This is a genomic window from Aliivibrio friggae (genome assembly GCF_057368515.1).
In genome coordinates this window covers 18,088-41,985 of sequence record NZ_CM170649.1, presented here as the reverse complement: position 1 = coordinate 41,985, position 23,898 = coordinate 18,088, and the positions used below count along the sequence as shown (strand labels likewise).

The window sequence follows — 23,898 nt, the reverse complement described above, 5'->3', positions numbered from 1 at the left end:
GCAATAAGTATGAATAATCCTTATAAACTGTATTTAGTGACAGATGATCAACAAGACATTGATATATTGTGCCATGTTGTTGCAGAGGCAATAAAAGGCGGTGTAACCATGGTGCAGATCCGTGAAAAACATGGTGATGTACGTGCTTTTATTGAACGCTCATTGGCGTTAAAAGAAGTATTAAAAAACAGTGGAGTGCCATTGATCATTAATGATCGTGTTGATGTGGCATTGGCGGTGCAAGCGGATGGGGTTCATTTAGGTCAATCCGATATGCCAGCACAACTTGCTCGTCGATTGATTGGCCCTGATATGATTTTAGGTTTATCTGTCGAAAATGAAACGCAGTTGCGTGAGGCGCAAGATCTGCCTGTTGATTACCTTGGTATCAGTGCGATATTTTCTACGCCAACGAAGACTAATATTATTAAAGAGTGGGGCATTGACGGTTTAACTAATGCCGTTAAAAAAAGTAGGCTCCCACTTGTTGCGATTGGTGGAATTAATGAGTCGAATATTCGAGAGGTTGTAGATACAGGTGTTGATGGTATCGCGTTGGTTTCAGCAATTTGTCATGCTGTATCCCCTAAGCAGGCAAGTCAAGAATTGCTAATATTAATGGGTACTGAAATTCAGTAATCTAACAACGATGTTAACCATGTAAATTTGGAGCACTTTTGGTGCTCTTTTTTTGTGTCTGTTTCATATCATACATACTTTTATCTGAACGTATAAGTGCTTGGTCTAGGGTCTCTTTAGTGGCGGTTTCAATGCCATAGGCAAAAGTAATTTGTTCATTTCCGAGCTGTTGATACATATGTTCAATAAAAGAACTAGAGCGACTTTCATGAGTTAATGCTACAAACTCATCTCCCCCTATTCGAAAAGCCATTTCTTGATTAATACACGCAGTTCTAAGAACTTGGGCAAAGCGAATAATCATCAGGTCACCTACTTGGTGGCCTTTTAAATCATTGATCTTTTTTAGATCATTTAGGTCAAAATAAATAAGATCAAATGTATCTAATTTTATTTCAGAGAATTTTCTTCTGTTATATAAATTAGTGAGTTCATCTCTCATATTCTGTTTTGACAGTACTTGCATCATATGAGTAATACCAACAGCAATGAATAAGAATCCGGCGAATAAGGACCCATCATCAAAAAGTGTATCAATGACTTCATATTGGTCTGTATGAAATTCAATCTGGGGGAATTCGGTTAATAAGTCATAACTTTTATTAAATAACAGAAGCCAAGAACCAATAACAAGAAATGAATATGATTTAAATGAGTGGTAAGTGGTTAAATAAATATAAGTTAATAGGATGAATGTTAAGACTTCAAAACCAAGGTCTGCAGAAGATTCAAATCCAATCTCATTGTAAAAAAGTACGCAGATAATGAGGCATACAGATAGAATTGCAACAACGATGAAAGGCATTTTTTTATCTAGCATAATGAGTAACCATAGCTTATGTAGTGTTGTTAGATATAACATACTTAATTTTTATTGAAAAATAAATACAAAAAGAGAATGATTCTCCTATAGTGATGTGCAGTCTTATTTAAAATCAAATCTGAAAGTAGATTTCATAGAACCAAGGGCATTTAATAAAGTGTTAGTTGGTTCATATTTTCTCTATATATAAAGAGAATAACTGTATTGATAAATAGAATAATAAGAACCATATATGGTATAATTTGTTGTCAGATATTTTTAAGGTTTAAGTATGCATGTCATTTCCTCATTAACAAGTCGAGTGTTATTTAATCTAACACTCGCTTTACTTCCTGCTACGATCATTATCGCTCTTAATATTTGGTATGAGTATCGAACCGAAAAGCAGTTAGTTCAAGATGAAGTAAGAAGCACGGTGAATGCCCTTGCTAGCGAGCATATTGAAACTATCGGTGAAATTGAATTGATGTTAAAAGAACTAAGTTATTTTAGTGAACTTCAAGACCCTTCAAGTAAAGAATGTAATCAGCTTCTCTTCAACACATTAAAACTAAATGCAAACCTTATTAATATTGGCGCACCATCTGCAAATGGAAATTTATTATGTAATGCATTACCGCTCAGTCAAAAAGTAAATGTAGCTGATCGCACCTATTTTCAAGAAGCGATCACTGAGCGGCGTTTAGCGATTAGTGCTTTCCAGACAGACAAGGTAATGAAAAAAATTTCAATGAATTTTGCCTATCCCGTTTTAAATCAAAATAATCAAACTATTGCAGCGGTAGTTGCTGTGATAGGTATTGATCGTTGGAGAGAGGAAATTTCTGAACTTGGTCTTCCTGATGGTTCAATGGTATTTGTTCATGACAAAAATACGTTTGTTACTTTTTCTCAATCGAATAATATTTCACAGGACACGTACACTGATTTAAATGATGTATTTATTGATGGCGTTATCGTTGAAGATCAAATAATAGAACTTACTGCAATTGATGGTATTCGACGTATTGTATTAAGTATTAATCTGTTGCCTCAAAAATTTAATCATGACATAGCCATGATTGTAGCATTGCCAGTCGAGCACGTTTATGAAGGCTTAATGTATACATTTTTACGTAATATTGTTCTTTTTTTGATTAGCAGTATTCTTTTTATCATGGCGCTTTTGTTCGGTTTGAATAAGAGTGTTTTAACTCCTATTCAGCAGCTATTAGGTAGTACTCGGAAATATGTTGAAAGAAAACAAGGACGATATACGACAAAGACTAATGAGTTAACGCTACTTTCTCAGCACTTTGAATTTGTTCTTAAAGAGCAAGAAATGACAGAGAAAGAGTTGGTAAGTAAAGAGCAGCGATTAAACCGAGCGTATACCAGGATTAATAATTTACTAGATAACTCGACTTATGGAGTAGTCGAGTGGGAGCCAAACCTTAAAATTAGCCGTTGGTCTAAAATGTGTCATACGATTTTTTCAATAGATGCAGAGTCTCTTATTGGGACTGATATTACTGAAAAAAAAGGGATTGTTGGTGACTATTTTTCTAATATGAAAAAAGAATTAGAGATAATGAGAACTGGCCATACGGAGCAAGCGCACTGTGAAAGCTCGTTCAGAAATCAAGTAGGCGAAGTCGTTATTTTAAAATGGAAGCTGTCAGCAATTTATGATTGTGATAATTTGATAGGCATTCTAGGGTTAGTTGAAAATATCACTAAGCAAGTTGAATATCAGCAAGAAATAGAAGATCAAGCTCATTTTGATACACTAACCGGAGCACCTAACCGATTTGCATTTATTCGTAATCTAGATAAAAAAATTCAGCATAAATCTCCTTTCTCTTTACTTCATATCGACATTAAAGGGTTTAAGTTTGTTAATGATCATTATGGCCATAAATTAGGTGACTATTTATTAAAAACACTTGTGAAGCATCTCGAAAAACAAGTCAGAGAGGGGGAATTTTTTGCTCGTTTAAGTGGTAATGAATTTGTTTACCTATTGCCATTTTCGAATGAATTGCAACTTCATTCTCGTATGGACACATTGCGAGCTATTTTCTGTGAGCCAGTCCTTCTTGGAGAGGTGAATCATGTCAGTTATATTCACTGTGGCGTAGCGACATCCTCCAATGAACTATTAAGTTCTGAGGAAGTATTGCGTCAAGCTGGAATTGCCTTACATTATGCCAAGAGACATCAATATTCGGATACGTTTATTTATAGTGCCAAGATGGAAGAGCAAGAGCGCTTTAGGTTTGATTTAGAACATGAGCTAAAGGAAGCTTTGATCAATAATGAGTTTGAGCTTTTTTATCAGCCTATTTTGAATCATAGAACATCAGAATTTGATGCTGCAGAAGCGCTTATTCGTTGGAACCATCCTGAAAAAGGCCTTATCTCACCAGATAAGTTTATTCCATTAGCAGAAGAAACTGGTTTTATTCATCAGTTAGGTCATTGGGTATTAACAGAGTCCGTCCGTCAAATTGCATTTTGGCAAGAGAGTGAGCTAGCTATCTCAAAAGTGTCGGTTAACATGTCCGCTTTACAGTTAAACGATGCAGATATTATTTACAAAGTCTGCAATGCATTAATGACATACAATGTTGATCCAAAGCACCTCATTGTTGAAGTGACGGAAAGTGCATTATTGGATAGCGGTAATGAAATACTTGAAAGGATAAGTGCTATTAAAGCATTAGGAGTTTCCATTGCCTTAGATGATTTTGGTACGGGATATTCAAGTTTAAGCTATCTATCAAAATTGCCCCTAAATCGTTTAAAAATAGATCGTTCGTTTGTAAATCGTATTGGTATTGCCCGTGACGAGGTCTTGATTAATGCGATTATTTCTATTGCGCATGGGATGGATTTATCTGTCGTAGCTGAAGGAATAGAAACGGATGATCATCTTGCCTTTTTAATGGATAAAGGTTGTGAATATAGTCAAGGGTATTTGTTCAGTAAGCCATTACCTGTTAAAGAGTTTGAAAAATTTATCCAGACCCACGCAGAGTCTAAAGTAGAAATGGAATTTGAACCTAAATTTATGTAATGGGAAATTGTAATCAGCAACTTAAAGTAACCCCCAATAGTGAGTCATCATTATTGGGGGTATTTTATAGGTAAATCTTAATTAGCGTTTAGAGTTGTTTATCAATGATGGCTTTTAAGTCTTCAGTTGGTATAAATCCTGGAATGATTTCGTTACCAATAATCAAACTTGGTGTTCCTCTTAGCCCAAGCAGCGTGAAGATCTTTTCGCTCTTTTCTACCATGTTTATCTTTTCTTGATTTGGAGTCAGTTGTTGCTGTGTTCCTGTTAACTCCGCTATTTTCATTATGGATTTACTGTCATGACGTGATGGTTTTGCCATCATCAAGCGATGCACTTCTGCGTATTGCTCTGGTTTTTTCTCCCACACATCTAAAGCATACCAAGCAGTGTTAGTTTTTAGTCCAGGCACCATACGTTGTTGGAAAGGTAAAAAGACATTAACGATTCGAATTTCTGGGTACGATTTAAGTACATCAATTAAACCTGATTCTAAACGCTTACAGTAAGGGCAGTTGAAATCAGTGAAATTGATGATGGTTAATTTCGGATTCTCAGCACCAAAATAAGGATGTTTAGGGTTGTTGTATAGATAGTCATGATTCAGCGTCAAGATACTGCTTAGTGACTGTTGGCTATCAATATATTGCAATAAATTAGTATGTAACCCTTCAATGATTTCTGGGTTTTCACGAAGTAAACCAGAGATTTCTGCTAACTGTTTTTCTTGAGTAGAAGAAATAGTTTCTGCAGATACAAGCGGTGATAGAAATAAACTTGCTGCGATTGATACCGATAATAATAATGATTTCATGAGAATAATAACCTTAAGCAAAAAATAAACGTAACCACAGACCAATAGGGGTCGTTACGCCAGTTGTGATAGAAGATATTTCACCGTTTTTAACGATGACGATAGATGGGGTTGCCGTAACTCCCCATTCTCGGCCAATATTTCCCGTAGAATCATTAATAACAGGGAAATCGTAATCTTTGTAATTCATATACTGAGCTAAGCGGTTATTATCGCCAGAGGTAATCGCAACAGAAACGACTTGATGGTCGTTAGCTAACCAGCTCACACTAGGGCTCACCATGGTGCAAACTGGACACCAAGTCGCCCAAAAATAAACTAGAACAGGTTCTTTATAGCTCATTTTTGTAATATCAACCCATTCTCCGTCTATAGTGTTAATGGACAGTTTTGGTGGGATTTCTGATGGCATATCTTGGCTTCGCCAATAATCTACGGCAACAGAAAACAGTGTTATAAAGACCGTGAATTTTATGATCTCCTTTAGCCAGTGAATGGCCTTTTGTTTTTTCCCTGTAGCTATCTTCTTTGCCGTCATTAGTTTGTTCTCCCTGCATATTCAATTGCTTGAATAACATCGTTACTTGTTAAAATAACAGGTAAAGGTAACCCTCGCGGTGCATTCGGCCCATAAACAACATTAAGTGGAACCCCAAAACGTTGATGACTTTTTAGGTAATTGGTTACTTTTTCACTTGGGTGAGTCCAGTCTCCTTTCATAGCAATAACGTTTTCTTGATGCAGTATTGAATAGACAGGATCTTGTAAAATTACACCTATCTTGTTGGCTTTACAGGTAATGCACCAATCGGCGGTAACATCGACAAAGACTGTTTTCCCTTGAGCTACATATTCATTTATAGAGTTTTGTTCTAAAGATTGCCAAGGGATATCGTCGACAATAGGGGTTACCCAATGCTTTGTTGTCATACTGCCAATAATCAGTAATGCGCTACTAGAGAAAACGATAATAGCTAAGATAGCAATAACGGTATTCTTGCCGTGTTTTTTACCTACTTTATATAATAAGAAAATAATTAGTAATGCAGTAACAATCCAAATAGTAGCGCTACCGAGAAAGGGAGAAAGTAAGCTAAGTAACCATAACGTTGTTACTAGCATCATCAAACCAAAAATAATTTTGGCCTTGTTCATCCACATTCCAGGCTTTGGCATAAATGAAACGAGTCCCGGAAATAAAGCGAACAGTAACCAAGGAAGAGCCATTCCAAGCCCTAACGAAGTAAATATCACCCACATTTCAAAAACATTAGCACCCAATGCAAAAGCAACCGCGGTACCTAAGAAAGGTGCACTACATGGAGTTGCAAGTAGTGTTGCAAACATACCTTGAACGAAGTGTCCAAGTGTTGTGTTATTGCCTTTACTCGCAATAGAGGTTGAGAAGCGGCTTGGTAATTGGATCTCGAATATGCCAAATAAATTAGCGGTAAACAAGGCGGTAATGATAACCATAAAGCCAATGAATATAGGGCTTTGGAACTGGATCCCCCAACCAATGGCACTGCCTGTAAATTTTAAAATAAGCAAACCAGTCGCAAGTAACCAGAAAGAGGTTAAGATCCCCGCGGCAGAAGCAAAAAACTGCAAGCGAATAGATCGTTTACTTGACGTTGATGAAGCAACCATGCTGTTGAGTTTCATGCCTAAAACGGGTAATACACATGGCATGATATTAAGAATTAAGCCGCCTAAAAAAGCAAAAGCTATCATGGTAATAATGCTTGTATCTGCGCTTTGGGTTAGTGGTTTTGCATCGACAATTGCTGTTAATTCGTGAGCAAATAACTCATCAGAGGCAGTAATTGAAATTGTTTTACCAACTAAATCAGTATCACCTAACCAATTCGTAACGTTATAGGTTGCGGTGACTAAACTGCCATCAACCTCCACTACCGGTTGAGAGAAGTAATCATCAGTTATTTCTGGACCATCAATCAGAATTTGAGGGGTTGCCCAGCCTGCATCATGATTCAGTTGAACTTGCAGTTTTTGTGATAAAGCATCAAATGAAGCACTAATTAGCGTTGTTGAATCACTTTGTTTTGGAACAGAAGCTAACCCTTGCTGGAATAAGTGCTGAGCGCTTGCTTCGATTTCTAGCTTATTAAGCTCGATTGGAGATAGCTCTAAATCGTAATCAGTAAGAACACAGATATTAGTACATGTTGGCAGGGTTAATTTTCCTGAAAAGTGCAACGGTTGATTGATATCTTCAAACGTTAATTCCATTGGAAAAACAACATTATGTTTATAGCCAAGGGTCATTAACCCTGATTGCTCATAAAAAGCAGGGGTTGGCCAAAACCATTCTAGATTAGATAGGTTTTGAGATTGGCTCAAATCAAGAACAGGAGATACGCCTCCTTCACCTGGTGATCGCCAATAGGTTTTCCACTCATCATCGAGTTTTACCTCTAATAAACCTTGTGCTTTATTATTTGATTTATCTACTTCACCAGTCAGCATAAAACGAACTTGTGCTGGTGGATGATCAGGATGAGTTAACCAACCTGTAGATATTGATTGCTCTGTAGCAGATAAAGAAAAAGCGGACAACAGCAACGCTGATGCCAATAGCACCGCAGAACGAAATCGAGCGATGACTTTAATTTGTTTAATTGTAAACACGGTTTTACTCCGAAAATAATTATATTAAATAAAGATATAAGTACTTACGGTGTGATTATTCTTGGAAGGTGCAAAACGCCAGATGTCGCCGAACACCATAAGAGGTGGTCGGTTCTGTAAAAAAGTAAGTTGATCCAGCTTGTTTAAGGATCGCCGCAACAATAAGAAGGGCTAAGATAAACATGGGGATAGCAAAATCTAGATGAATGGTGTGAGCATTGACTAATTGTTCACTGCTACTGCATTGTGAAGCATCACCATTCTGTTCTTGTTCTACATTGAAATTATGGATTTGTCCTACATTGTCAGTTTGAGGAGATAAAGGACAAGCTGTCGATAAACCAAGATTTTGAGAAAAACAGACAAATAGCACAATACACACTAACAATAGTGACCACGAAGCGGTACTTTGGCGCTTGTATTGTAATAATGAAAATCTCAAAGAAGTCAGCTTATTTTCAAGTGATAGGTATTTCCCATATTCTATTGATAAAAGTAAAAAGGTCAATGCAGATTTATCTGTGAATCGGCTCTTTAAATGTAAGGAAAAATAAATAGTAGTGATGTTTTTATGAATAATTGGCATAGAAATTGATGTGTCGTAGGAAATAATAATTACATTTTTAGTAAACATATTAATTCAAGACGTAACTTGAGCCTCAGAGAGAATAAAATGAACCTATCAATAAAAGCGAGATTGTACTTACTTGCGATTCTGCCGATTGTATTAACATCATTGTTGATAATGGCGATGACCTATAAAGAAGCCAGTGCACTAAACCAAGCTCAAATGGATATGACACGTTCGCAGATGATGAAAATGAAGCGAGTCGAGCTGAAATCTTACTTGGATATTGTATCTTCAGAATTAAAGCATTTTGCGGAACAAGATAAGACTAAAGAAGAAGTGTTAGAGTCACTAAAGCCAGTACAATTTGCAGATACAGGTTATTTATTTGGCTTTACTTCTAACGGTGTTCGTATTTTGCAAGGAAATACCAATGATGTTGGTAATAATATGTGGAATATGAAAGACAAAAGAGGTAACTATTTGATTCAAGATATTATTACGGCAGCCAAAAATTCTTCTGGTTACTCTACGTATTATTACCCTAAGTTAAATGAAACAGTGGCATTACCAAAATTGGCTTATAGTGTTTACTTTTCAAAGTGGGATCTAATTGTGGGTACTGGTTTCTATACTGATGATGTTGATGCTGTCATTAATGATATGAAAGCCTTGAGTGATCAACAGTTAGCTAAAAGTATGCAAGTTATTGTTATATTTACATTAGTGATTGTTGTTATTGTTGCATTTATTGGTTCTTTGATTAATAGAAGCATTATGGCGCCGATTCAAAAGTTTGATGAATCGATTAAATCTTTTGCTTCTGGTGATGCAGATTTAACGGCACGTATGCCACATTTTACCGTTCCTGAATTCGATCAATTGAGTACGAATTTTAATTTATTTGTTAAATCGCTGCATGAGATCATCACGAATGTATCGCATGTTAGTCGTGATGTATTAGCTGAAACTTCAAATATGTCAGAGCGCTCTGCTCAAGTGAATGCGGTTGTTACTAATCAACGTTCAGAGACAGAACAAATTGCGACAGCGATGACGGAGTTAACCACTTCATCTCATGAGATCTCTTCAAATGCAGAGCAAGCGGCAAGTTCAGCTCAAGATGCAGATAACAATGCTCAAGTCGCTATGCGTACCGTTAACGAAGCCTCAGAATCAGTAAAAACATTGGCAGCAGAGCTTGATGAAGCAAGCAATGTAATTTCTAAGCTTGAAGGTGATGTGCAAAATATCGCAAGTACGTTGTCGGTAATTCAAGATATTGCAGAGCAAACTAACTTACTTGCTTTAAATGCGGCGATTGAAGCGGCAAGGGCGGGTGAACAAGGGCGTGGTTTTGCCGTTGTTGCCGACGAAGTACGTAAACTGGCAAGTCGGACTCAAGAGAGTACAGCACAGATCCACCAACGTATTGAAGCATTAAAATCAGGCTCTGATTCAGCGGTTCAAGTTATGGCAGCCAGTAAGAACTTTAGTACATTAACAGTAAATAAAGCGGTAGCTGCTTCTGAATCACTTGGTCAAATCTTAGCGTCTGTAAATACGATTATGGAAATGAACTCGCTAATTGCAACGGCTACTCAAGAGCAAAGTATTGTAGGCCAAGAGATCTCAGAGCGTATTGTTTCTGTATCTGATCAAAGTTCTGAGTCGGCTGAATTAGCAAGCCAAAACCGCGCTGGTGGCGTCTTGCTAAATCAGAAAGCTAATGAACTGTCTGAATTAGTTGAGCGTTTTACTGTGTAATATAGAGATTAATTAGCTAATTAAAGCACAAGAATTGAAAGGTTCTTGTGCTTTTTTGTTTCTCGTAACGTATCAATTCGTCGCTACCACAGCTTAAAGAAGCGCCAATCACTCAATGCACTGATTGTTGATTCAATTGGTGGAGCAAACCAAAATAGTATGCCGCTAGCAATAATAAATACAGCAGATAAAGGTAGATTAGAAAAATCGGTTAGTTTTAAGGCTGAGCCGAATGAGCGCTTGATACGAACGTTCGCTAAATCCACACTGTAGATCTCATCTAAAAGTAAATGAACTATCCCACCTGCGAAAACAAATGCACCAGAAAGCCAAGCAATATGATCCCAGTTTTTAACGTCATCACTAAGAATAAAACACGTAATATTAGTCGTAAGTAGTCCACAAAATAAAAGAAATAATAAAGAGTGGCAGATACCACGATGGATAGTCTGCCATTCAAATACATTACGTATGCCGAATTTCATAAACAGGTGAATCACAACAGGTAAACCAATGAGAAGTAAAAACTGTCTTTCATCAATGGCATCACTAGTAAAATAACGGATACTTAATAGTACGATACAAATAGTAAATAGATTAAATATAATGTCTAAAGAGGTCGAGTTATCAGAGTCGATATCCGGCAATAGGCCACCAATAGTGCCTAAAAACCATAACCATAATGCGGTATTAAGTTCGATGTGATTCGCTGACAATAGGGCGGCGGAAGTCACACCGGATGCCAATGCGGCAACATTTAAATGAGTACTGAAATTTGCCATAGGTTTTCTAAGAATTCTTTTGTAAAATGAAGGCTGAATTATTGAGATAAGTGATTATGTTTAAAATATTTGCATTACTGTTCATCGCGTTAGGGATCTACATTGGTATGAACTATGGCGATGAAGTTCAAAATGTTATGGATTCGGATGCCTTTGAGAAAGTACAAGAAACCATCGTTGATGGTAAAGATCTTGTGGTAGATAAAATAGAAGACGCAGTTCAATAATTAAGCTGTTTGTCTAAAATAAAAAATCCCCCTTGATGCTAGCATCAAGGGGGATTTTTTATTCTATAACAGTCAATACTGAAAGCCAATAATTAACTGTGTTTATATACAGTTAATTATCGGTGAATTTTATTATCGATGATTATTTAAGCGGTAAAATAGTGATTTCTACACGACGGTTACACGCACGACCTTGTGATGTTGAGTTATCACAAACAGGGTAGCGCTCACCGTAGCCACGGGCATGAACACGTCCAGCCGCTACTTTTTGTTTGATTAGGTAAGTACGAACAGAATCAGCACGTTGCTCAGACAAGGTTTGGTTTTTAGTCGCGTTACCAGAGCTGTCAGTGTGTCCATCAATTTGAAGTGCAGTATCAGGATACTCAACTAAAATACGAGCAACCCCATTAAGCGTGTTGTAAATACTTGAATCTAATTGGTAAGAACTAGACTGAAAACCAATACCGTTATCCATAACTAATTTAAGTTCATTATCACCAACACGTTCAACTTGAACACCAGAGCTTTTTAGTTCGTTACGTAAAGCGGCTTCTTGTTGATCGAAGTAGTAACCAGCACCACCACCAACAGCACCACCTGCTGCTGCACCGATAAGTGCATTCTTACGACGCTCTTTTGCGTTATCACCAGTTGCTAGACCGATAGCTACACCAGCAAGCGCACCAGCAAGAGCGCCTTTTGTTGCAGAGTTAGTCTCTGTTTCACCAGTGGTTGCATTTTGGCGTTGAGTCGCCTGACAACCAGTTAAACCAATAAGAAGAGCAAGCGCAATTGTGATTTTTTTCATTTTATTCTCTAATAATATACATCTGTGCCGGCAGTGTACTCATCGAAAATCAAAAATCAATGCTTTAAAAAGATCTTTATTGATAGAAATGCCTAATAAAGGCAAAGACTGATTTATTGCTGTAGATTCGCTAATAATTTTTCACAGGTTTGTTTCAATTGTCGTAATTCTTCTATTTCTAGCTGGCTTTTACAAAATATAGCATTAGGGACAGAGAGTGCTTGCTCCTTTAATTGAAAGCCTTTAGTTGTGAGAAAAACTTGTCGAATACGCTCATCTTTAGTACTACGTTGACGAGTAATGATCTCTTTTACTTCTAGGCGTTTTAATAAAGGCGTTAAGGTTCCTGAGTCTAGGTGCAGTTCTTGACCTAACTCTTTTACATTGATGCCATTGCTTTCCCAAATAACCATCATTGCTAAGTACTGAGAATAAGTAAGGTCCAGTTCGTTTAGTAGCGGGCGGTAAGCTCTGATCATTGCGTTTGAGGCACTATAAAGAGAAAAACAAACTTGATTTTTAAGCAATAGTTGAGGGGAATCACTCTCTTCTTGAGTAGGTGGTTCAAGGTTCTTATTCATATTCACACCAAAAATAAAACTAGATTGCGCACAATATACTTGTTTTTTACCTTTAAATCGACTTATACTTAACGAAAATCAATTGTGCGCAATTTAATTGCCATCAATTCAACTAATTCGTATTCTGAAAAAAAGGACATCATTATGACAACGTTATATACAACAACAGCAACGGCTTCAGCAGGACGTAATGGCCAAGTAACAACTGACGATAACATGCTTGATCTTGCTTTAAGCTATCCAAAAGAGATGGGTGGCACAGGCGAAGCAACGAACCCTGAGCAACTGTTTGCAGCAGGTTATTCGGCGTGTTTCTCAAATGCAATTCTACACGTGGCTCGTGAGATGAAAATCAAACTGACTCAAGCACCAGTATCGGCTGAAGTGGGTATTGGTCCAAATGCAACTGGCGGTTTTGCATTAACCGTTGCTTTAGCAGTGACGTTAGAATTAGATGAAGAACAAGCTCAACAATTAGTGAAAACAGCACACCAAGTTTGCCCATACTCAAATGCAGTGAAAGGCAATATTGATGTGAAATTATCAGTGAATGGTGCTGTACTTTAATTCATAGGGATTGATTAAATGAATACTCTATTACTAACCGTAGGTCGTGTACTTCTTGCATTGTATTTCTTAATTCCAGGTATTATGAAATTTGTGTCGTGGGATATACATATTCAATTAATGGAAAAGCATGACATGCCATTCGTCCCTGTCCTATTGGGGCTTGCGGGTATCTTCCAAATTGGTGCTGCCGTTTTACTAATAGCAAATCGATTTACATGGATAGTTGCTCTGTTATTGGCAGGGTTAGTGTTGGTTATTAATGTGTCGTTGCATGATTTCTGGAATTATTCAGGATTGGAAGGCGCACATGAGATGCAGAATTTCATTAAGAACTTGGGTATTTTTGCTGGTTTATTGGTACTTTCAGGCCACGCAATGCCTGAGTGTTGCAAAGAAAAAGCCAAATCGTAATAACGATACAAAACATTTTTAAATCGAAAGAGTAAAAAAGGGATATGACGTTAATCATATCCCTTTATTTTATTTGTTAGCCTTTATGTTCTTACTTTTCAGCAGTGAAGAAATCATTATAAAGCATGTAAAGGTGAGCTGAACTCCAAGAGAAGTTTGGTGCACCTTGCTGATCGCCAGTTAGTGGGTTGTAGTTTTCACGGATAGGACCGTCACCAACTAGACCATCAGCGTGATCAAAGAATGCACCTGCCATTTCAACCGCATCGTCACGGTAGCCGTAGCTTTCCATGCCTTTTAGGCCAAAGTAGAATTGGTCAACCCAAACACGTCCGCGCCAATAGATATCAGGACCAAATGCAGGGCTAGATAGTGCGGCCGTACCTAATGGAATGTAAGTATTGAATTCAGAGGTATCCTTCATTACTTTAACAACAGCGTCAGCATTTGCTTGGGTTGCCGCTTTATTGAAGAGTGGTGACCAACCTTCAGGGCCTTTGCCACGTTCAACAATTGGCTTACCCGCACAGCCGTTTGCTAATGGTTTGTCTTCAATACGGATATCGTAGAAGAAGCCAGTACCTTCATCAAACATACAAGTGTTGATGTAACTTGATAGCTTATCGGCTTTTTCGCGGAACTCTTTTGCATCAGCATCTTTACCTAGAATATCAGCCATTTGAGCTAGATATTGGTTGTCGCTGAACATGTAGCTTGCTTGGTCAACAGACTCTTGTAGCAAAGAATAGCCTAAAAGCGTGCCATCTTTATCTCGGTTTTGTGCGAATTTAACTTCCCAATCCGAGCGTTTACCACCATTTGCAACATAAGCGTCTAATTGATCTTTATCGATAAAACCAAAGGCTGCGGCATCATCACGGCCAGACTCCCAAGACGCTGCCGTTTGTGCAGGGATCTCAATGTGGTCATAGTTACCAGATTTTATGATCTCTTGGTATTTATCTAGGCCAGCAAGTTCTTCTTTCTTATCACCACGCTCAACCGTAAACAGCATATCGCCATTGTTTGTATTGTGTGCTTTATCGCGTGAAGCGCCATACTCAGGAACACCGTTACCATTGTTATCACGATTACGTAACCACCAATCATGATAAGCAACTAATTTAGGGTACATTTCTTCTAACCACGATTTATCTTCAGTGGTTTTGTACACTTCCATTACTGCCCATGCAGCAAGACTTGGTTTTGTGTTTCGCTCATTCCAGTTACCACCGTCACCGCCACGTTCAGGGCTTGTGTTGTAGGCTAATAAATCAGGAATAAAACCAGCATCCCAAGGACGAACGGTATCATCTGCTTGAATTTGATACGCAAACATAGCGCGAATATTATCTTTAGCTACTTCTGGGTTGAAGTGTGCCATTGCATACGCTTGTTTCCACGTATCCCAAGGCCATGTTTGGTTACCTGAGAACCAACGAGCGGTTACAGATGGTGTTACAGAGTCAAACTCCATTGCACCCGCAGCACCGCGCCAGTTACCATTAAGCGTTTCCATTGCTTTTACTGCAACGCGCTCTTGTTCAGGAGTTGCATTTGGGTTGGTTAAGCCTTTATCAAGGTATTCTTCCCAACGTTTTTCAGTCGCAACTAAATATTGATTCGGATTTGCTAGAATGTCGGTGATTTTAGCTTGTTCTACTTGGTTTTCTTCAGCAGTTAATACATGAGAATACGTAGTATAAATTGTGGTGGAGTGCTCAATGCTTGCTTTAGAGGTAAAGCTTAAGCCATCAACGGTAGTTGTCGTAGGAATAGATTTATGAACTTGGTACTCAGAGTCGCCTGATGTTAATAGAGACCAAGTAGCACGAACCTCACCAAAAGTGACTTTTAGGCCATCATCTGTTGCTTCAATTTGACGATCATAATCAGGGTATGCTTCAGCAATGGTTTTATCTGATTGAGATTTTTCTTCTTTTGCGTGATTTCCTTCGATCAGCTCACCATCCCAAACAAGCTCAACAGGTGAGTTGGTTGTGATTTTAGTTTCAACTAAAGAAGTGCGGTTTGTTGCAAAGCGCAGTGTCATTTCTACTTTTACGCCATCAGAGCTTAATACTTGTACTAATGCACCAGGAAGGCTGTACGCTTCCATAGTAAATTCAACTTTCTTGCCATCTTTAAATACACTTAGGCGATCGAAATTGTTTGCCATGAAATTAATGTATTCTTCGGTAAGTAGAGCCGTTCCAGGAAAACCACCCATACCATCATCATTGTCTGGTAGTAGATGACCGTGCCAAGATCCCATGTCAAAGAATGGGTTAAAACGTTGGTGATCATCAAAATCGTAATCACGCATATATTCAGGAGAACCAGTGCGATCAATCACGTCTTTAAATTGTGCAGCTTTAAGCTCAGTAGAGCTAAGGTCTGTAGGTGATGTTTGTGCGCAGCCCACAGCAAAAAGGGCAGTAGCAACAGCAAGTGCAGAAATTTTTAAATTCATAATTAAATTCTTATAATTGATTTAGTAAAGGTTTAGTAAATTTAACTTAATGGATATTATTGATAAAGAGAACAGTTGTCCGTGAACTCAGTCTCATTTAATGAAGCTGAGTTCAGGAAGAGTGTGATGTAGTTACCAGTAATAGTACTGCATGATAAATATTTCGTTGGCTGAATCTGTCGTGTCATTGTTCATGAAAAACTTAGTATCAATCGCGGTAGCAAATTTACCATCGGCGTATTCATACCAAACACCACCATTGATGTAAGAGGTCGTTTCATCTTCGGCTGTATCAAGCTTAGTGTTGGCATAGTTATATGCAGCAGAAAGGTAAACGCCCTTAGTCACTTCATAATAAGCACTCGTCATGATGCCGGTTTCTGTACCTTCACTAATGTCATTACCTTTATCGGTATGATGCCAAACTCGAGCGGCTAAGGTTTTGTATTCTGCTCCAATTAAGTACATCTCACCATCGCCATCGGTAAATTCAGCACCACCAAGCAACGTTAAATTTTCGGCAATATCATACTGAACATAACCATTTACAAAGGCGGCATAGCTGTATTTATTTGCGTATTCATCATATTTACCAAAGTTAACTAACGCATCATCTTCAGAGAAATCAGACTCAGGAGCAGCAGAAACACTGTAACGAAGTCCCCCAACTTCATTACGGATCTTAATGCCTACATTTACATCTCGTGTGTTAGGTAAGGTGTAACCATTTTCTGGTGTTGCATCTCCCCACCATTGAATATCATCTAAAGAAGAGTCAATACGACCAGCAATAAATTCCGTTCCTGCATCGGTTCTATAACCAGCATAAAATCGGTTAATGCCTCCTTCAAAGCCTCCCCAACCGTGGCCAGTAGCCCAAGCATTGCCTTCGTCATCGGCTTGTACTGTCCAGCCTTCGCCGTAAATTAGACCAAACCAGTTGCCTTCTTCAATAGCAAGGCCTCCTTCAATATAAGTACCATCGCTATAACGGCCTTTATCATCACCATCAAAGAAGGTGCGACCACCAATTCCCATTTCTCCGTAAAAGTCGGTTTCAATAGCGTGAACATTAGCTGCTAAAAGTAGAGTTGAAAGTAATGACAGCTTTGCAAAAGTAGGTTTCATAATTAGAGTTTCTCACTGTAATAGAAAAATTATTGTTATTGTTTGATAGGAAAGAACCGAAACTAGGTATCTACGGAGTAACTTATCAATAAGAAAAGGATAGCTAGAAATTAGAGGCTAGAGTAGGGGTGTAAGAGATAAGTGTGAGCGAGAGAAAACGATTTTTACCTATATTTACCTAAAGTTTTACTTATAAAAAGTTCTAATTTACACGTGTTTTTTAGAAAGGAATTGAGATAAGTAATCTTATTCTCAACGTAATTTTAGAGACAAAAAAGGCACTGGGGGTATCAGTGCCTTTGTCTTATTTAGAGAAACTAAATGCTAATTTGATTTCTACTTATTTTGCCGATGCTGTTTTTAGTTCAGCTGCTTTTTCTTGCTTCTTTTCAAAGCGAGAGATCCACCAGTATGCAAGAGCAGAGAATACCATTGTCATAAATACATTGATGAAGAAGGCTTGGACTAAATCAACACCCGTTGGGAAAGCCGATGCTGTCATACTTACCACAAAGATAGTGATAAGTACCGATACCACACCCATGCCTACTTTACGCGAGCCCATACGGAAATCGCGAGGAGTATCATCATGCTTCAAGCGGAAAACAAAGTAAGCAACCATAATGAAGATCGGTGGTAGCATTGCAGTACCAGCTGTTAAGTTAATTGCTGTATTCATCATGTCTTGTACAGATTCAGAGCCAAAGCCATTTACAACTAGCATCACAACTACGAAAGCAAACTGCCACCATGCTGCGCGAACAGGAACACCGTGCTCGTTTAGTTCTGTTGTTTTCTCACCGTAAACACCTTGAGGGATTTCAGAGAAGTGAATTTTAACTGGCGCTGCAGTCCACATCATCATAGAACCGAACATTGCGATGAAAAGAACGATACCAACAAAGCGACCAACTAATGATTCAGAAACGTTGAAGTATTGAGCCATACCCGTAAAGATTTCAACCATACCACCAGCGTAGGTTAGAGAATCACGAGCAACAAACACGTTTACAAGTAAAGAACCAACAGCATACATAGCACCAATTAGGATACCTGCGGCAATGATAACTTTAATAAACGTCTTTTGACCGCCTTTTACATCTTTCAAATAAGCTGCGGCAGTTTCTGCACCACCGGCTGCTTGGAAGATCCAACACATAATACCTAGCGTTGCCCAGTTAATGGTTGGAGTCATTGCTTTTAGTGTGATTGGTTCAACAGGTGTGTGGTCGCCACTAAGTGCCATTAGCGCGCCGATAACATACACCGCAAACAGAGCAAAAACACCATAAGCAACCATCTCTGCAATTTTGCCTAGCCATGATGCACCTTTGGTTGAAATATGCGTCGCAGCTGCAAATAAAACAATAGAGATAACAGAGGTGACAATAGGAGAGAAGGCGTATTCATAACCTAACATTGCATAAGAAGCATAAGCAATAACGTTAGGAAGTAGAGATACGAACCAGAATAGATTTACAAACCAGTAAAGGAAAGAACCTAAATAAGCCATCTTAGTGCCAAGAGGTTGTTTTAACCAATCGTACATACCTGATTCTGAGTTTTTGTTTGCTGATACAAATTCAGCAATAATGAATACGAATGGGATGAAGTAGACTAAAGTAGCGAATAAAAAGATGGGTGCAGAACTTAGCCCCAGCTCGATGTTGTTATTAACAATGTTACGAACGTTAAATACCGCCGCCATTGTCATCGACAGTAAGGCAAATTTGCCAATTGTCCCTCGTAAAGAATCAGACATAATAATGTATCCCTATGTGTTTGCGTTTGGATTATAAGTTTATTATTTTAGTTAACAATTTCAGGTAACTTTTAGTAAAATTATAGTAATAAGTTTTACTAAAAGTTACTGTGAGATATGTCATTAAATAGAGATTAAGAAAACAGCAAACTGTGATGGTGATCTATGCTAGCAGGGAGAGTCGTGAACAGTCGGAAAATAAAAGGAATAATTTTGCACCCATATTTATAGGTGCAAAGAAGGGAACGTAGTGGAATACGACTAGCTTAGGTAGTTATGAATATCAACGTCATCGCACTGTTCTGGCTTTAAGTGTGCTTCTGCGTATTTGTGATAGAGACCTGAGGTTAAAAATAAATTAAACAAATCTTTGTCGATGTGTTTATCTTTAACCATGAAACTCATAATTTTTAAAGATTCCGTTAATGTTTTTGCTTTCTTATATGGTCGGTCGTGACTGGTTAGGGCTTCAAAAATATCAGCAATAGCCATGGCTCGTGCGGTAAGTGGCATTTCTTCTGCTTTTAGTCCCATAGGGTAACCTGTGCCATCGACTTTTTCATGATGGCCACCTGCTATTTTGGGAATATCTTTCATCGTTTTTGGAAACGGGAGAGCTTCCAGCATTTTAATTGTTTGAATAATATGATCATTTATTGTAAATCGCTCTTCATTATTTAACGTACCGCGCTGAATCGATAGATTATAGGTTTCGCCAATGTTATTTTTGTATTCTGGTGGCTGTAATGTAAAGCGTGGATCTTGAACGGTATTAGTTACTCTCGGAATTAGATGGGATTGATTGTCTTGTAGCAGGGTAACCGTTATAGGCAATAGGGCGTTAATCGAGTTATTCAGGCGTGCTTTTTCTTCCCATGCAAGACCAAGGCTACTATCTAAGGTTTGTATCCAGGTTTGTTGACCAATTTTCTGTACTTTTTCTACATCTTGTTCTGATAAGAACTCATCACCCACATTTACTCTCGCAATAAGAGCAAATTCTTCATCTAATCGTTGCCATTCTTGTTCCAATTCTTCTCTATACTCATCAGGTAGCGTGTTATTAAACGCTTCCTTCCATTGTTTTATTTCAACATCACGTTTTAATACTTCAAATCTTGTTCTTATTTCATGAATTCGATTGTAAATAGTTTCTAATTTTGTTGCTTTATCAACGACGTATTCTGGTGTGGTTATTTTACCGCAATCATGTAACCACGAAGCAATTCTTAACTCCTCTTGTTGAGTGGCGTTCAGTTTGAAATCGTTAAATGGTGGAGTAGAAGAATCACTCGCCACCTGAGAAAGCCATTGGGTTAATAAAGGCACTTTCTGACAATGGTTTCCAGTATAAGGTGACTTTGTATCAATCGCACTTGCCATTATTTGAATAAAAGAATCGAGTAAATCCTTTTGATTTTGTTGCATTTTTCGTCCATCTAAAGCAATGGCAGTATAGTTAATTAATGATTCAAAGTAGTGAAACTTAGTATTACGAATGTACTCACTCTCTTTCACATCAAACACTAATATCATTGCCCCTATGGTTTGTTTTTCTTTAGAAAACAAAGGGAAGGTGATAGACCATATTTGCTCACTGTCTAAACCCAATTTATTCTGTTCTTGTGTGTCGAATGTATTAATATTCAGGTTTTCAAAGGGTTTCTTTTTGATCATTATCTGTTCAATGGTTTTTGCTATTTTTTCATCATTTAGAGCAAAGCTTTCTAATTGACTAATGTCTTCATTTTGTGTGGTTGCTCTCCATGCAAATTGAGGTTCTATGTGAGTTTCTGCATCATTGATAAGATAAAGATAAGCAGCGTTTGCTTTTGTTGCTTTGGCAGTACTGCGGCCAATGAGCTTTATTAATTCATCAAAGTTATTCTCTTTTGATATTGAATTGGTTAGGTTAAAGTAATTTTCTATCGCTGATTTCATACCAGAAATAGATTGGGTAAGATTTGCTATTTCAAGTATCTTGGTTGGTGTGTGATCGATAGATGAAAAATCAAATGTGGATATTAACCGTGCTTGCTCTGTGGCTTGTTGGATTGGCTTTGATATTCTTTGTGATATGAAATAAATACAAGGAATCGACAGAATAAGAATAACGAAAGACCACCAAATGGTCTGTTGGCGAATAATATAGGCACTAGATAATAATTCTGATTCTTTTACCGCAACCAATAAGTTTAATGATCGTTCTGTGTTAATTGGAACCGAAAATATTTTCCCATACCAATTTTCATCATTATTCTGATATTGTTGAATTTTTTGGTCTGAATTGACGTGTTGAATTGTGCTTAATACCTCAGAGTTAAGTAAATCACTCAAATTGATGACTTTACTTTCTTCTTTGTTCATTAAAGCGAGGTTGGTGGAATTACTTGCGTAAACGATGTTCTTCTCATCATAAAGCACTCTAAGAGAGGAGGGGTGGATAGCCGTGCTTTTTAATACGTGACTGAGTTTTTCCATTAAAATATCAGCACTTACAACAACGTTATTCTCTGCTTTCTTATGAAGGGTTAAACCAAATTGTTGTAATCCTGGAAAGTAACGAGGTTTAGATAAAACAATTTTTTCTTTGATCGAATTCTTAAACCAATTTTCATTTCTTGGGTCATATTGATGTTCATTAAGTTCATCTGAACGGATAAAACGTGCTTGATCATCGTAGAAAAAAACGGTGGTTTTATTTTCGATAGTAGAGTTATGATTGATGAAGAAATAGTAAGTATTCTCTGGAGTGTTTAGTTTTTTTCTAAATAAGGAATTACCTAATATACCAACGCCAAACCAATCGCCATTTGGAAAGGAAATACGATACGTCGAGACGTGTTTATGTAAATCTAAGAGCATCGCTAATTCGGTAAAGTAAGCGTTGCGTTGCTCTAATGTTTCGGTATGGACTATATCTCTCTTGGAGAGCTTAGCTATTGCGTTAAATGCGGGTCTATATTCACTTCTTATTGAAGATCTTGTATCTGTCGATATTCGGTCAAAAATGGTTGAGGTAGCTTCAAGTAAAAGTTGATTGATGCCTTTGTTGGTTATGTATATTTGTACCGAACAGATGGCGACGATCATTACCATAAACAACGTCGATATATGAATGTGCAGTGGCAATAGTAGTTTATCTTTTATTTTTTTTATTCGAGATATCATAACGCACCAATTGTTTTTATTATCTAGAATAAACGTAGTTTACAAATAGGAAAAAATCGATGGCGAATAACGGATAAAGTATTAATTAAAATAAAAAAACCGAGAGTATGGCTACTCTCGGTTTTTTTCGGTTTAGTTTTATTTAATTAAAAAACCATGAATTATTGAACAGCAGGTTTTGCTTCTTCAATTCGTTCTTCTTTAGATAATGATTTTTCGTATTTGCTGTATTTCCACCATGCATAACCAAGGAAGATAACAATACCACCGACGTTGTAGAAGATAATCGTCATGATATCTGCACCTGTTGGGAAGGTTGACGCAAAGAAACCAACCGTGAAGATACCAATCAGAATTGAAACCACAGTGATACCAGTAAGGCGAGAGCCCATTCTAAAGTCACGCTCTAGGTGATCCAATTTTATGCGTAAGTTTAAGTACGCTATCATGATGAACAGTGGTGGAAGCATAGAGGCAGCCGCTGTCATGTTAATGATGGTGCTCATTAAATCTTGTACCGTATCAGACGCTAGTGTTGGGATAAACATTAGTGGAATAACGATTAAGAACTGAATCCATGCTGCACGCTCAGGCACACCTTGTTTGTTTAGTGCTACTGTTTTTTCACCAAAAATACCTTTTGGAATTTCAGAGAAGAAGATCTTAACCGGAGTTGCAGTCCACATTAGTAGCGAACCAAGCATCGCGGTGAATGATACGATACCAACAAAACGGTTCATTAAGATTTCAGATAGACCGAAATGTCTTGCTAAACCTTCAAACACTTGTACTGAGCCACCCGTAAATTTCAACTCTTCACGAGAGACAAATACGTTCGCAAGCACTGAGCCAACTGAGTAAAGTGCACCAATAAATATACCTGCAATGATGATCACTTTTACGAAAGATTTATGACCGCCTTTGATGTCGTTTACATAAACAGCAACTGATTCTGCACCACCTGCCGCCATGAAGATCCACGTAATTACACCAAGGAACGCCCAGTTAAATGATGGAGTCATTGCTTCAATAGTGATTGGGTCTGCTGGCTCAATACCACCAATTAACGCGCCGCCTGATAATAAAATGTAAGACAGAGTAAGCAGAAGCATTAATGATGAGGTTAAAGAGGTAATTGGACCTAGTAATTTCGCACCATTGTTTGATACATGAGTCGCTACCGCAAACAGTAGGGTACTTAATACCGCCGTAGTTAATGGTGTAAATATGTACTCGAACCCTAAGAAAGCATAAGACGCATAAGCAATGATTCTTGGTAGTAAAGAGGTGAAGAAGAATAGGTTAACAAACCAATAAGTATACGCGGTAATAAATGCCCAGCGACCACCGAGCGAACTTTTTACCCATGCATAAACACCGGCTTCGGAGTTTTTATTAAGAGATACAAATTCGGCAACGATTAAACAAAATGGAACAAAATAGAACAAGGTTGCAAGGAAGAACATAGGTGCAGAGGATAGCCCGATCTCAATATTATTATTGATGATATTATTGAAGCTATAAACTGCAGCAAAAGTCATAGACAGTAAGGCGAACTTGCCTATCGTGCCACGAGTTGATGTAGACATAAGGTACTCCGATGAATCACATATTGTAGGGTAGGAGGGGTTTGGTCGGTTAAGATCCAACCCCTCTCATAG

19 protein-coding genes are annotated in these 23,898 nt (G+C 37.8%); 6 read left to right on the top strand and 13 right to left on the bottom strand.

Annotated elements, in window-relative coordinates; translation table 11 throughout:
- The first annotated feature begins 9 nt into the window (after window positions 1-9).
- Window positions 10-639: a thiamine phosphate synthase gene (gene thiE, locus AC2INI_RS13880; RefSeq protein WP_486306123.1), complete on the top strand. Its 630-nt coding sequence runs from the start codon at window positions 10-12 to the stop codon at window positions 637-639.
- Window positions 640-652: 13 nt separating this feature from the next.
- Here the strand turns inward: thiE and AC2INI_RS13875 are convergent, their stop codons facing one another.
- Window positions 653-1,459 (bottom strand): GGDEF domain-containing protein, encoded by an 807-nt coding sequence (locus tag AC2INI_RS13875; RefSeq protein ID WP_486306122.1) that lies wholly within the window; start codon window positions 1,457-1,459, stop codon window positions 653-655.
- Between the two features lie 274 nt (window positions 1,460-1,733).
- Between AC2INI_RS13875 and AC2INI_RS13870 the strand changes: the two genes are divergently transcribed.
- On the top strand, window positions 1,734-4,520 hold the full coding sequence (locus AC2INI_RS13870; RefSeq protein ID WP_486306121.1) for an EAL domain-containing protein: 2,787 nt from the start codon (window positions 1,734-1,736) through the stop codon (window positions 4,518-4,520).
- A gap of 88 nt (window positions 4,521-4,608) precedes the next feature.
- Here AC2INI_RS13870 and AC2INI_RS13865 read toward each other — a convergent pair whose 3' ends face one another.
- The 4 genes from AC2INI_RS13865 to AC2INI_RS13850 all read right to left on the bottom strand — a co-directional run bounded on the left by AC2INI_RS13865 (window position 4,609) and on the right by AC2INI_RS13850 (window position 8,620).
- Window positions 4,609-5,334 (bottom strand): DsbA family protein, encoded by a 726-nt coding sequence (locus AC2INI_RS13865; protein ID WP_486306120.1) that lies wholly within the window; start codon window positions 5,332-5,334, stop codon window positions 4,609-4,611.
- A 13-nt stretch (window positions 5,335-5,347) separates the two neighbouring features.
- Window positions 5,348-5,872, bottom strand: coding sequence for a protein disulfide oxidoreductase (locus AC2INI_RS13860; protein WP_122032022.1), 525 nt, complete (start codon window positions 5,870-5,872; stop codon window positions 5,348-5,350).
- Window positions 5,872-7,977 (bottom strand): protein-disulfide reductase DsbD family protein, encoded by a 2,106-nt coding sequence (locus tag AC2INI_RS13855; RefSeq protein ID WP_486306472.1) that lies wholly within the window; start codon window positions 7,975-7,977, stop codon window positions 5,872-5,874. Before AC2INI_RS13855 ends, AC2INI_RS13860 begins: the two co-directional genes overlap by 1 nt.
- Before the next feature lie 64 nt (window positions 7,978-8,041).
- The gene (locus AC2INI_RS13850) at window positions 8,042-8,620 is read right to left on the bottom strand and encodes a hypothetical protein (protein ID WP_486306119.1); all 579 of its coding nucleotides are present in this window, start codon (window positions 8,618-8,620) and stop codon (window positions 8,042-8,044) included.
- Between the two features lie 39 nt (window positions 8,621-8,659).
- Here AC2INI_RS13850 and AC2INI_RS13845 point away from each other — a divergent pair, with 39 nt between their 5' ends.
- A complete protein-coding gene (locus AC2INI_RS13845; protein WP_486306118.1) occupies window positions 8,660-10,321 on the top strand; it encodes a methyl-accepting chemotaxis protein in 1,662 nt (553 codons plus the stop codon).
- Window positions 10,322-10,404: 83 nt separating this feature from the next.
- Here the strand turns inward: AC2INI_RS13845 and AC2INI_RS13840 are convergent, their stop codons facing one another.
- Window positions 10,405-11,103, bottom strand: a complete 699-nt coding sequence (locus AC2INI_RS13840; RefSeq protein WP_486306117.1) for a metal-dependent hydrolase — start codon at window positions 11,101-11,103, stop codon at window positions 10,405-10,407.
- Between the two features lie 56 nt (window positions 11,104-11,159).
- Between AC2INI_RS13840 and AC2INI_RS13835 the strand changes: the two genes are divergently transcribed.
- A complete protein-coding gene (locus tag AC2INI_RS13835; protein ID WP_122032018.1) occupies window positions 11,160-11,330 on the top strand; it encodes a hypothetical protein in 171 nt (56 codons plus the stop codon).
- Between the two features lie 142 nt (window positions 11,331-11,472).
- Here AC2INI_RS13835 and AC2INI_RS13830 read toward each other — a convergent pair whose 3' ends face one another.
- Window positions 11,473-12,141, bottom strand: coding sequence for a YiaD family glycine zipper/OmpA-like lipoprotein (locus AC2INI_RS13830; protein WP_122032017.1), 669 nt, complete (start codon window positions 12,139-12,141; stop codon window positions 11,473-11,475).
- 113 nt (window positions 12,142-12,254) lie between these two features.
- On the bottom strand, window positions 12,255-12,722 hold the full coding sequence (gene ohrR / locus AC2INI_RS13825; RefSeq protein WP_122032016.1) for a transcriptional regulator OhrR: 468 nt from the start codon (window positions 12,720-12,722) through the stop codon (window positions 12,255-12,257).
- Window positions 12,723-12,866: 144 nt separating this feature from the next.
- Here ohrR and ohr point away from each other — a divergent pair, with 144 nt between their 5' ends.
- Both ohr and AC2INI_RS13815 read left to right on the top strand, forming a co-directional pair.
- Window positions 12,867-13,289, top strand: a complete 423-nt coding sequence (gene ohr, locus AC2INI_RS13820; protein WP_045103675.1) for an organic hydroperoxide reductase Ohr — start codon at window positions 12,867-12,869, stop codon at window positions 13,287-13,289.
- A gap of 18 nt (window positions 13,290-13,307) precedes the next feature.
- Entirely contained in the window at window positions 13,308-13,703 is a 396-nt protein-coding gene (locus tag AC2INI_RS13815) for a DoxX family protein (RefSeq protein ID WP_122032015.1), read from the top strand.
- Between the two features lie 91 nt (window positions 13,704-13,794).
- Here AC2INI_RS13815 and ygjK read toward each other — a convergent pair whose 3' ends face one another.
- The 5 genes from ygjK to AC2INI_RS13790 all read right to left on the bottom strand — a co-directional run bounded on the left by ygjK (window position 13,795) and on the right by AC2INI_RS13790 (window position 23,826).
- Window positions 13,795-16,176: an alpha-glucosidase gene (gene ygjK / locus AC2INI_RS13810; protein WP_122032014.1), complete on the bottom strand. Its 2,382-nt coding sequence runs from the start codon at window positions 16,174-16,176 to the stop codon at window positions 13,795-13,797.
- A 132-nt stretch (window positions 16,177-16,308) separates the two neighbouring features.
- Window positions 16,309-17,304 (bottom strand): protein YgjJ, encoded by a 996-nt coding sequence (gene ygjJ, locus AC2INI_RS13805; RefSeq protein ID WP_122032013.1) that lies wholly within the window; start codon window positions 17,302-17,304, stop codon window positions 16,309-16,311.
- 340 nt (window positions 17,305-17,644) lie between these two features.
- Complete coding sequence (locus tag AC2INI_RS13800) at window positions 17,645-19,066, bottom strand: amino acid permease (protein WP_122032012.1); 1,422 nt, start codon at window positions 19,064-19,066, stop codon at window positions 17,645-17,647.
- Window positions 19,067-19,327: 261 nt separating this feature from the next.
- The gene (locus tag AC2INI_RS13795; protein ID WP_486306116.1) at window positions 19,328-22,237 is read right to left on the bottom strand and encodes an HD domain-containing phosphohydrolase; all 2,910 of its coding nucleotides are present in this window, start codon (window positions 22,235-22,237) and stop codon (window positions 19,328-19,330) included.
- A gap of 161 nt (window positions 22,238-22,398) precedes the next feature.
- The gene (locus tag AC2INI_RS13790; protein ID WP_486306115.1) at window positions 22,399-23,826 is read right to left on the bottom strand and encodes an amino acid permease; all 1,428 of its coding nucleotides are present in this window, start codon (window positions 23,824-23,826) and stop codon (window positions 22,399-22,401) included.
- Between the last annotated feature and the right edge of the window lie 72 nt (window positions 23,827-23,898).

Bases quoted from the DNA above. Each gene is read 5' to 3' on its own strand.
- thiE (WP_486306123.1), top strand. From the start codon at position 10: ATGAATAATCCTTATAAACTGTATTTAGTGACAGATGATCAACAAGAC.
- AC2INI_RS13875 (WP_486306122.1), bottom strand. From the start codon at position 1,459: ATGCTAGATAAAAAAATGCCTTTCATCGTTGTTGCAATTCTATCTGTA.
- AC2INI_RS13870 (WP_486306121.1), top strand. From the start codon at position 1,734: ATGCATGTCATTTCCTCATTAACAAGTCGAGTGTTATTTAATCTAACA.
- AC2INI_RS13865 (WP_486306120.1), bottom strand. From the start codon at position 5,334: ATGAAATCATTATTATTATCGGTATCAATCGCAGCAAGTTTATTTCTA.
- AC2INI_RS13860 (WP_122032022.1), bottom strand. From the start codon at position 5,872: ATGACGGCAAAGAAGATAGCTACAGGGAAAAAACAAAAGGCCATTCAC.
- AC2INI_RS13850 (WP_486306119.1), bottom strand. From the start codon at position 8,620: ATGTTTACTAAAAATGTAATTATTATTTCCTACGACACATCAATTTCT.
- AC2INI_RS13845 (WP_486306118.1), top strand. From the start codon at position 8,660: ATGAACCTATCAATAAAAGCGAGATTGTACTTACTTGCGATTCTGCCG.
- AC2INI_RS13840 (WP_486306117.1), bottom strand. From the start codon at position 11,103: ATGGCAAATTTCAGTACTCATTTAAATGTTGCCGCATTGGCATCCGGT.
- AC2INI_RS13835 (WP_122032018.1), top strand. From the start codon at position 11,160: ATGTTTAAAATATTTGCATTACTGTTCATCGCGTTAGGGATCTACATT.
- AC2INI_RS13830 (WP_122032017.1), bottom strand. From the start codon at position 12,141: ATGAAAAAAATCACAATTGCGCTTGCTCTTCTTATTGGTTTAACTGGT.
- ohrR (WP_122032016.1), bottom strand. From the start codon at position 12,722: ATGAATAAGAACCTTGAACCACCTACTCAAGAAGAGAGTGATTCCCCT.
- ohr (WP_045103675.1), top strand. From the start codon at position 12,867: ATGACAACGTTATATACAACAACAGCAACGGCTTCAGCAGGACGTAAT.
- AC2INI_RS13815 (WP_122032015.1), top strand. From the start codon at position 13,308: ATGAATACTCTATTACTAACCGTAGGTCGTGTACTTCTTGCATTGTAT.
- ygjK (WP_122032014.1), bottom strand. From the start codon at position 16,176: ATGAATTTAAAAATTTCTGCACTTGCTGTTGCTACTGCCCTTTTTGCT.
- ygjJ (WP_122032013.1), bottom strand. From the start codon at position 17,304: ATGAAACCTACTTTTGCAAAGCTGTCATTACTTTCAACTCTACTTTTA.
- AC2INI_RS13800 (WP_122032012.1), bottom strand. From the start codon at position 19,066: ATGTCTGATTCTTTACGAGGGACAATTGGCAAATTTGCCTTACTGTCG.
- AC2INI_RS13795 (WP_486306116.1), bottom strand. From the start codon at position 22,237: ATGATATCTCGAATAAAAAAAATAAAAGATAAACTACTATTGCCACTG.
- AC2INI_RS13790 (WP_486306115.1), bottom strand. From the start codon at position 23,826: ATGTCTACATCAACTCGTGGCACGATAGGCAAGTTCGCCTTACTGTCT.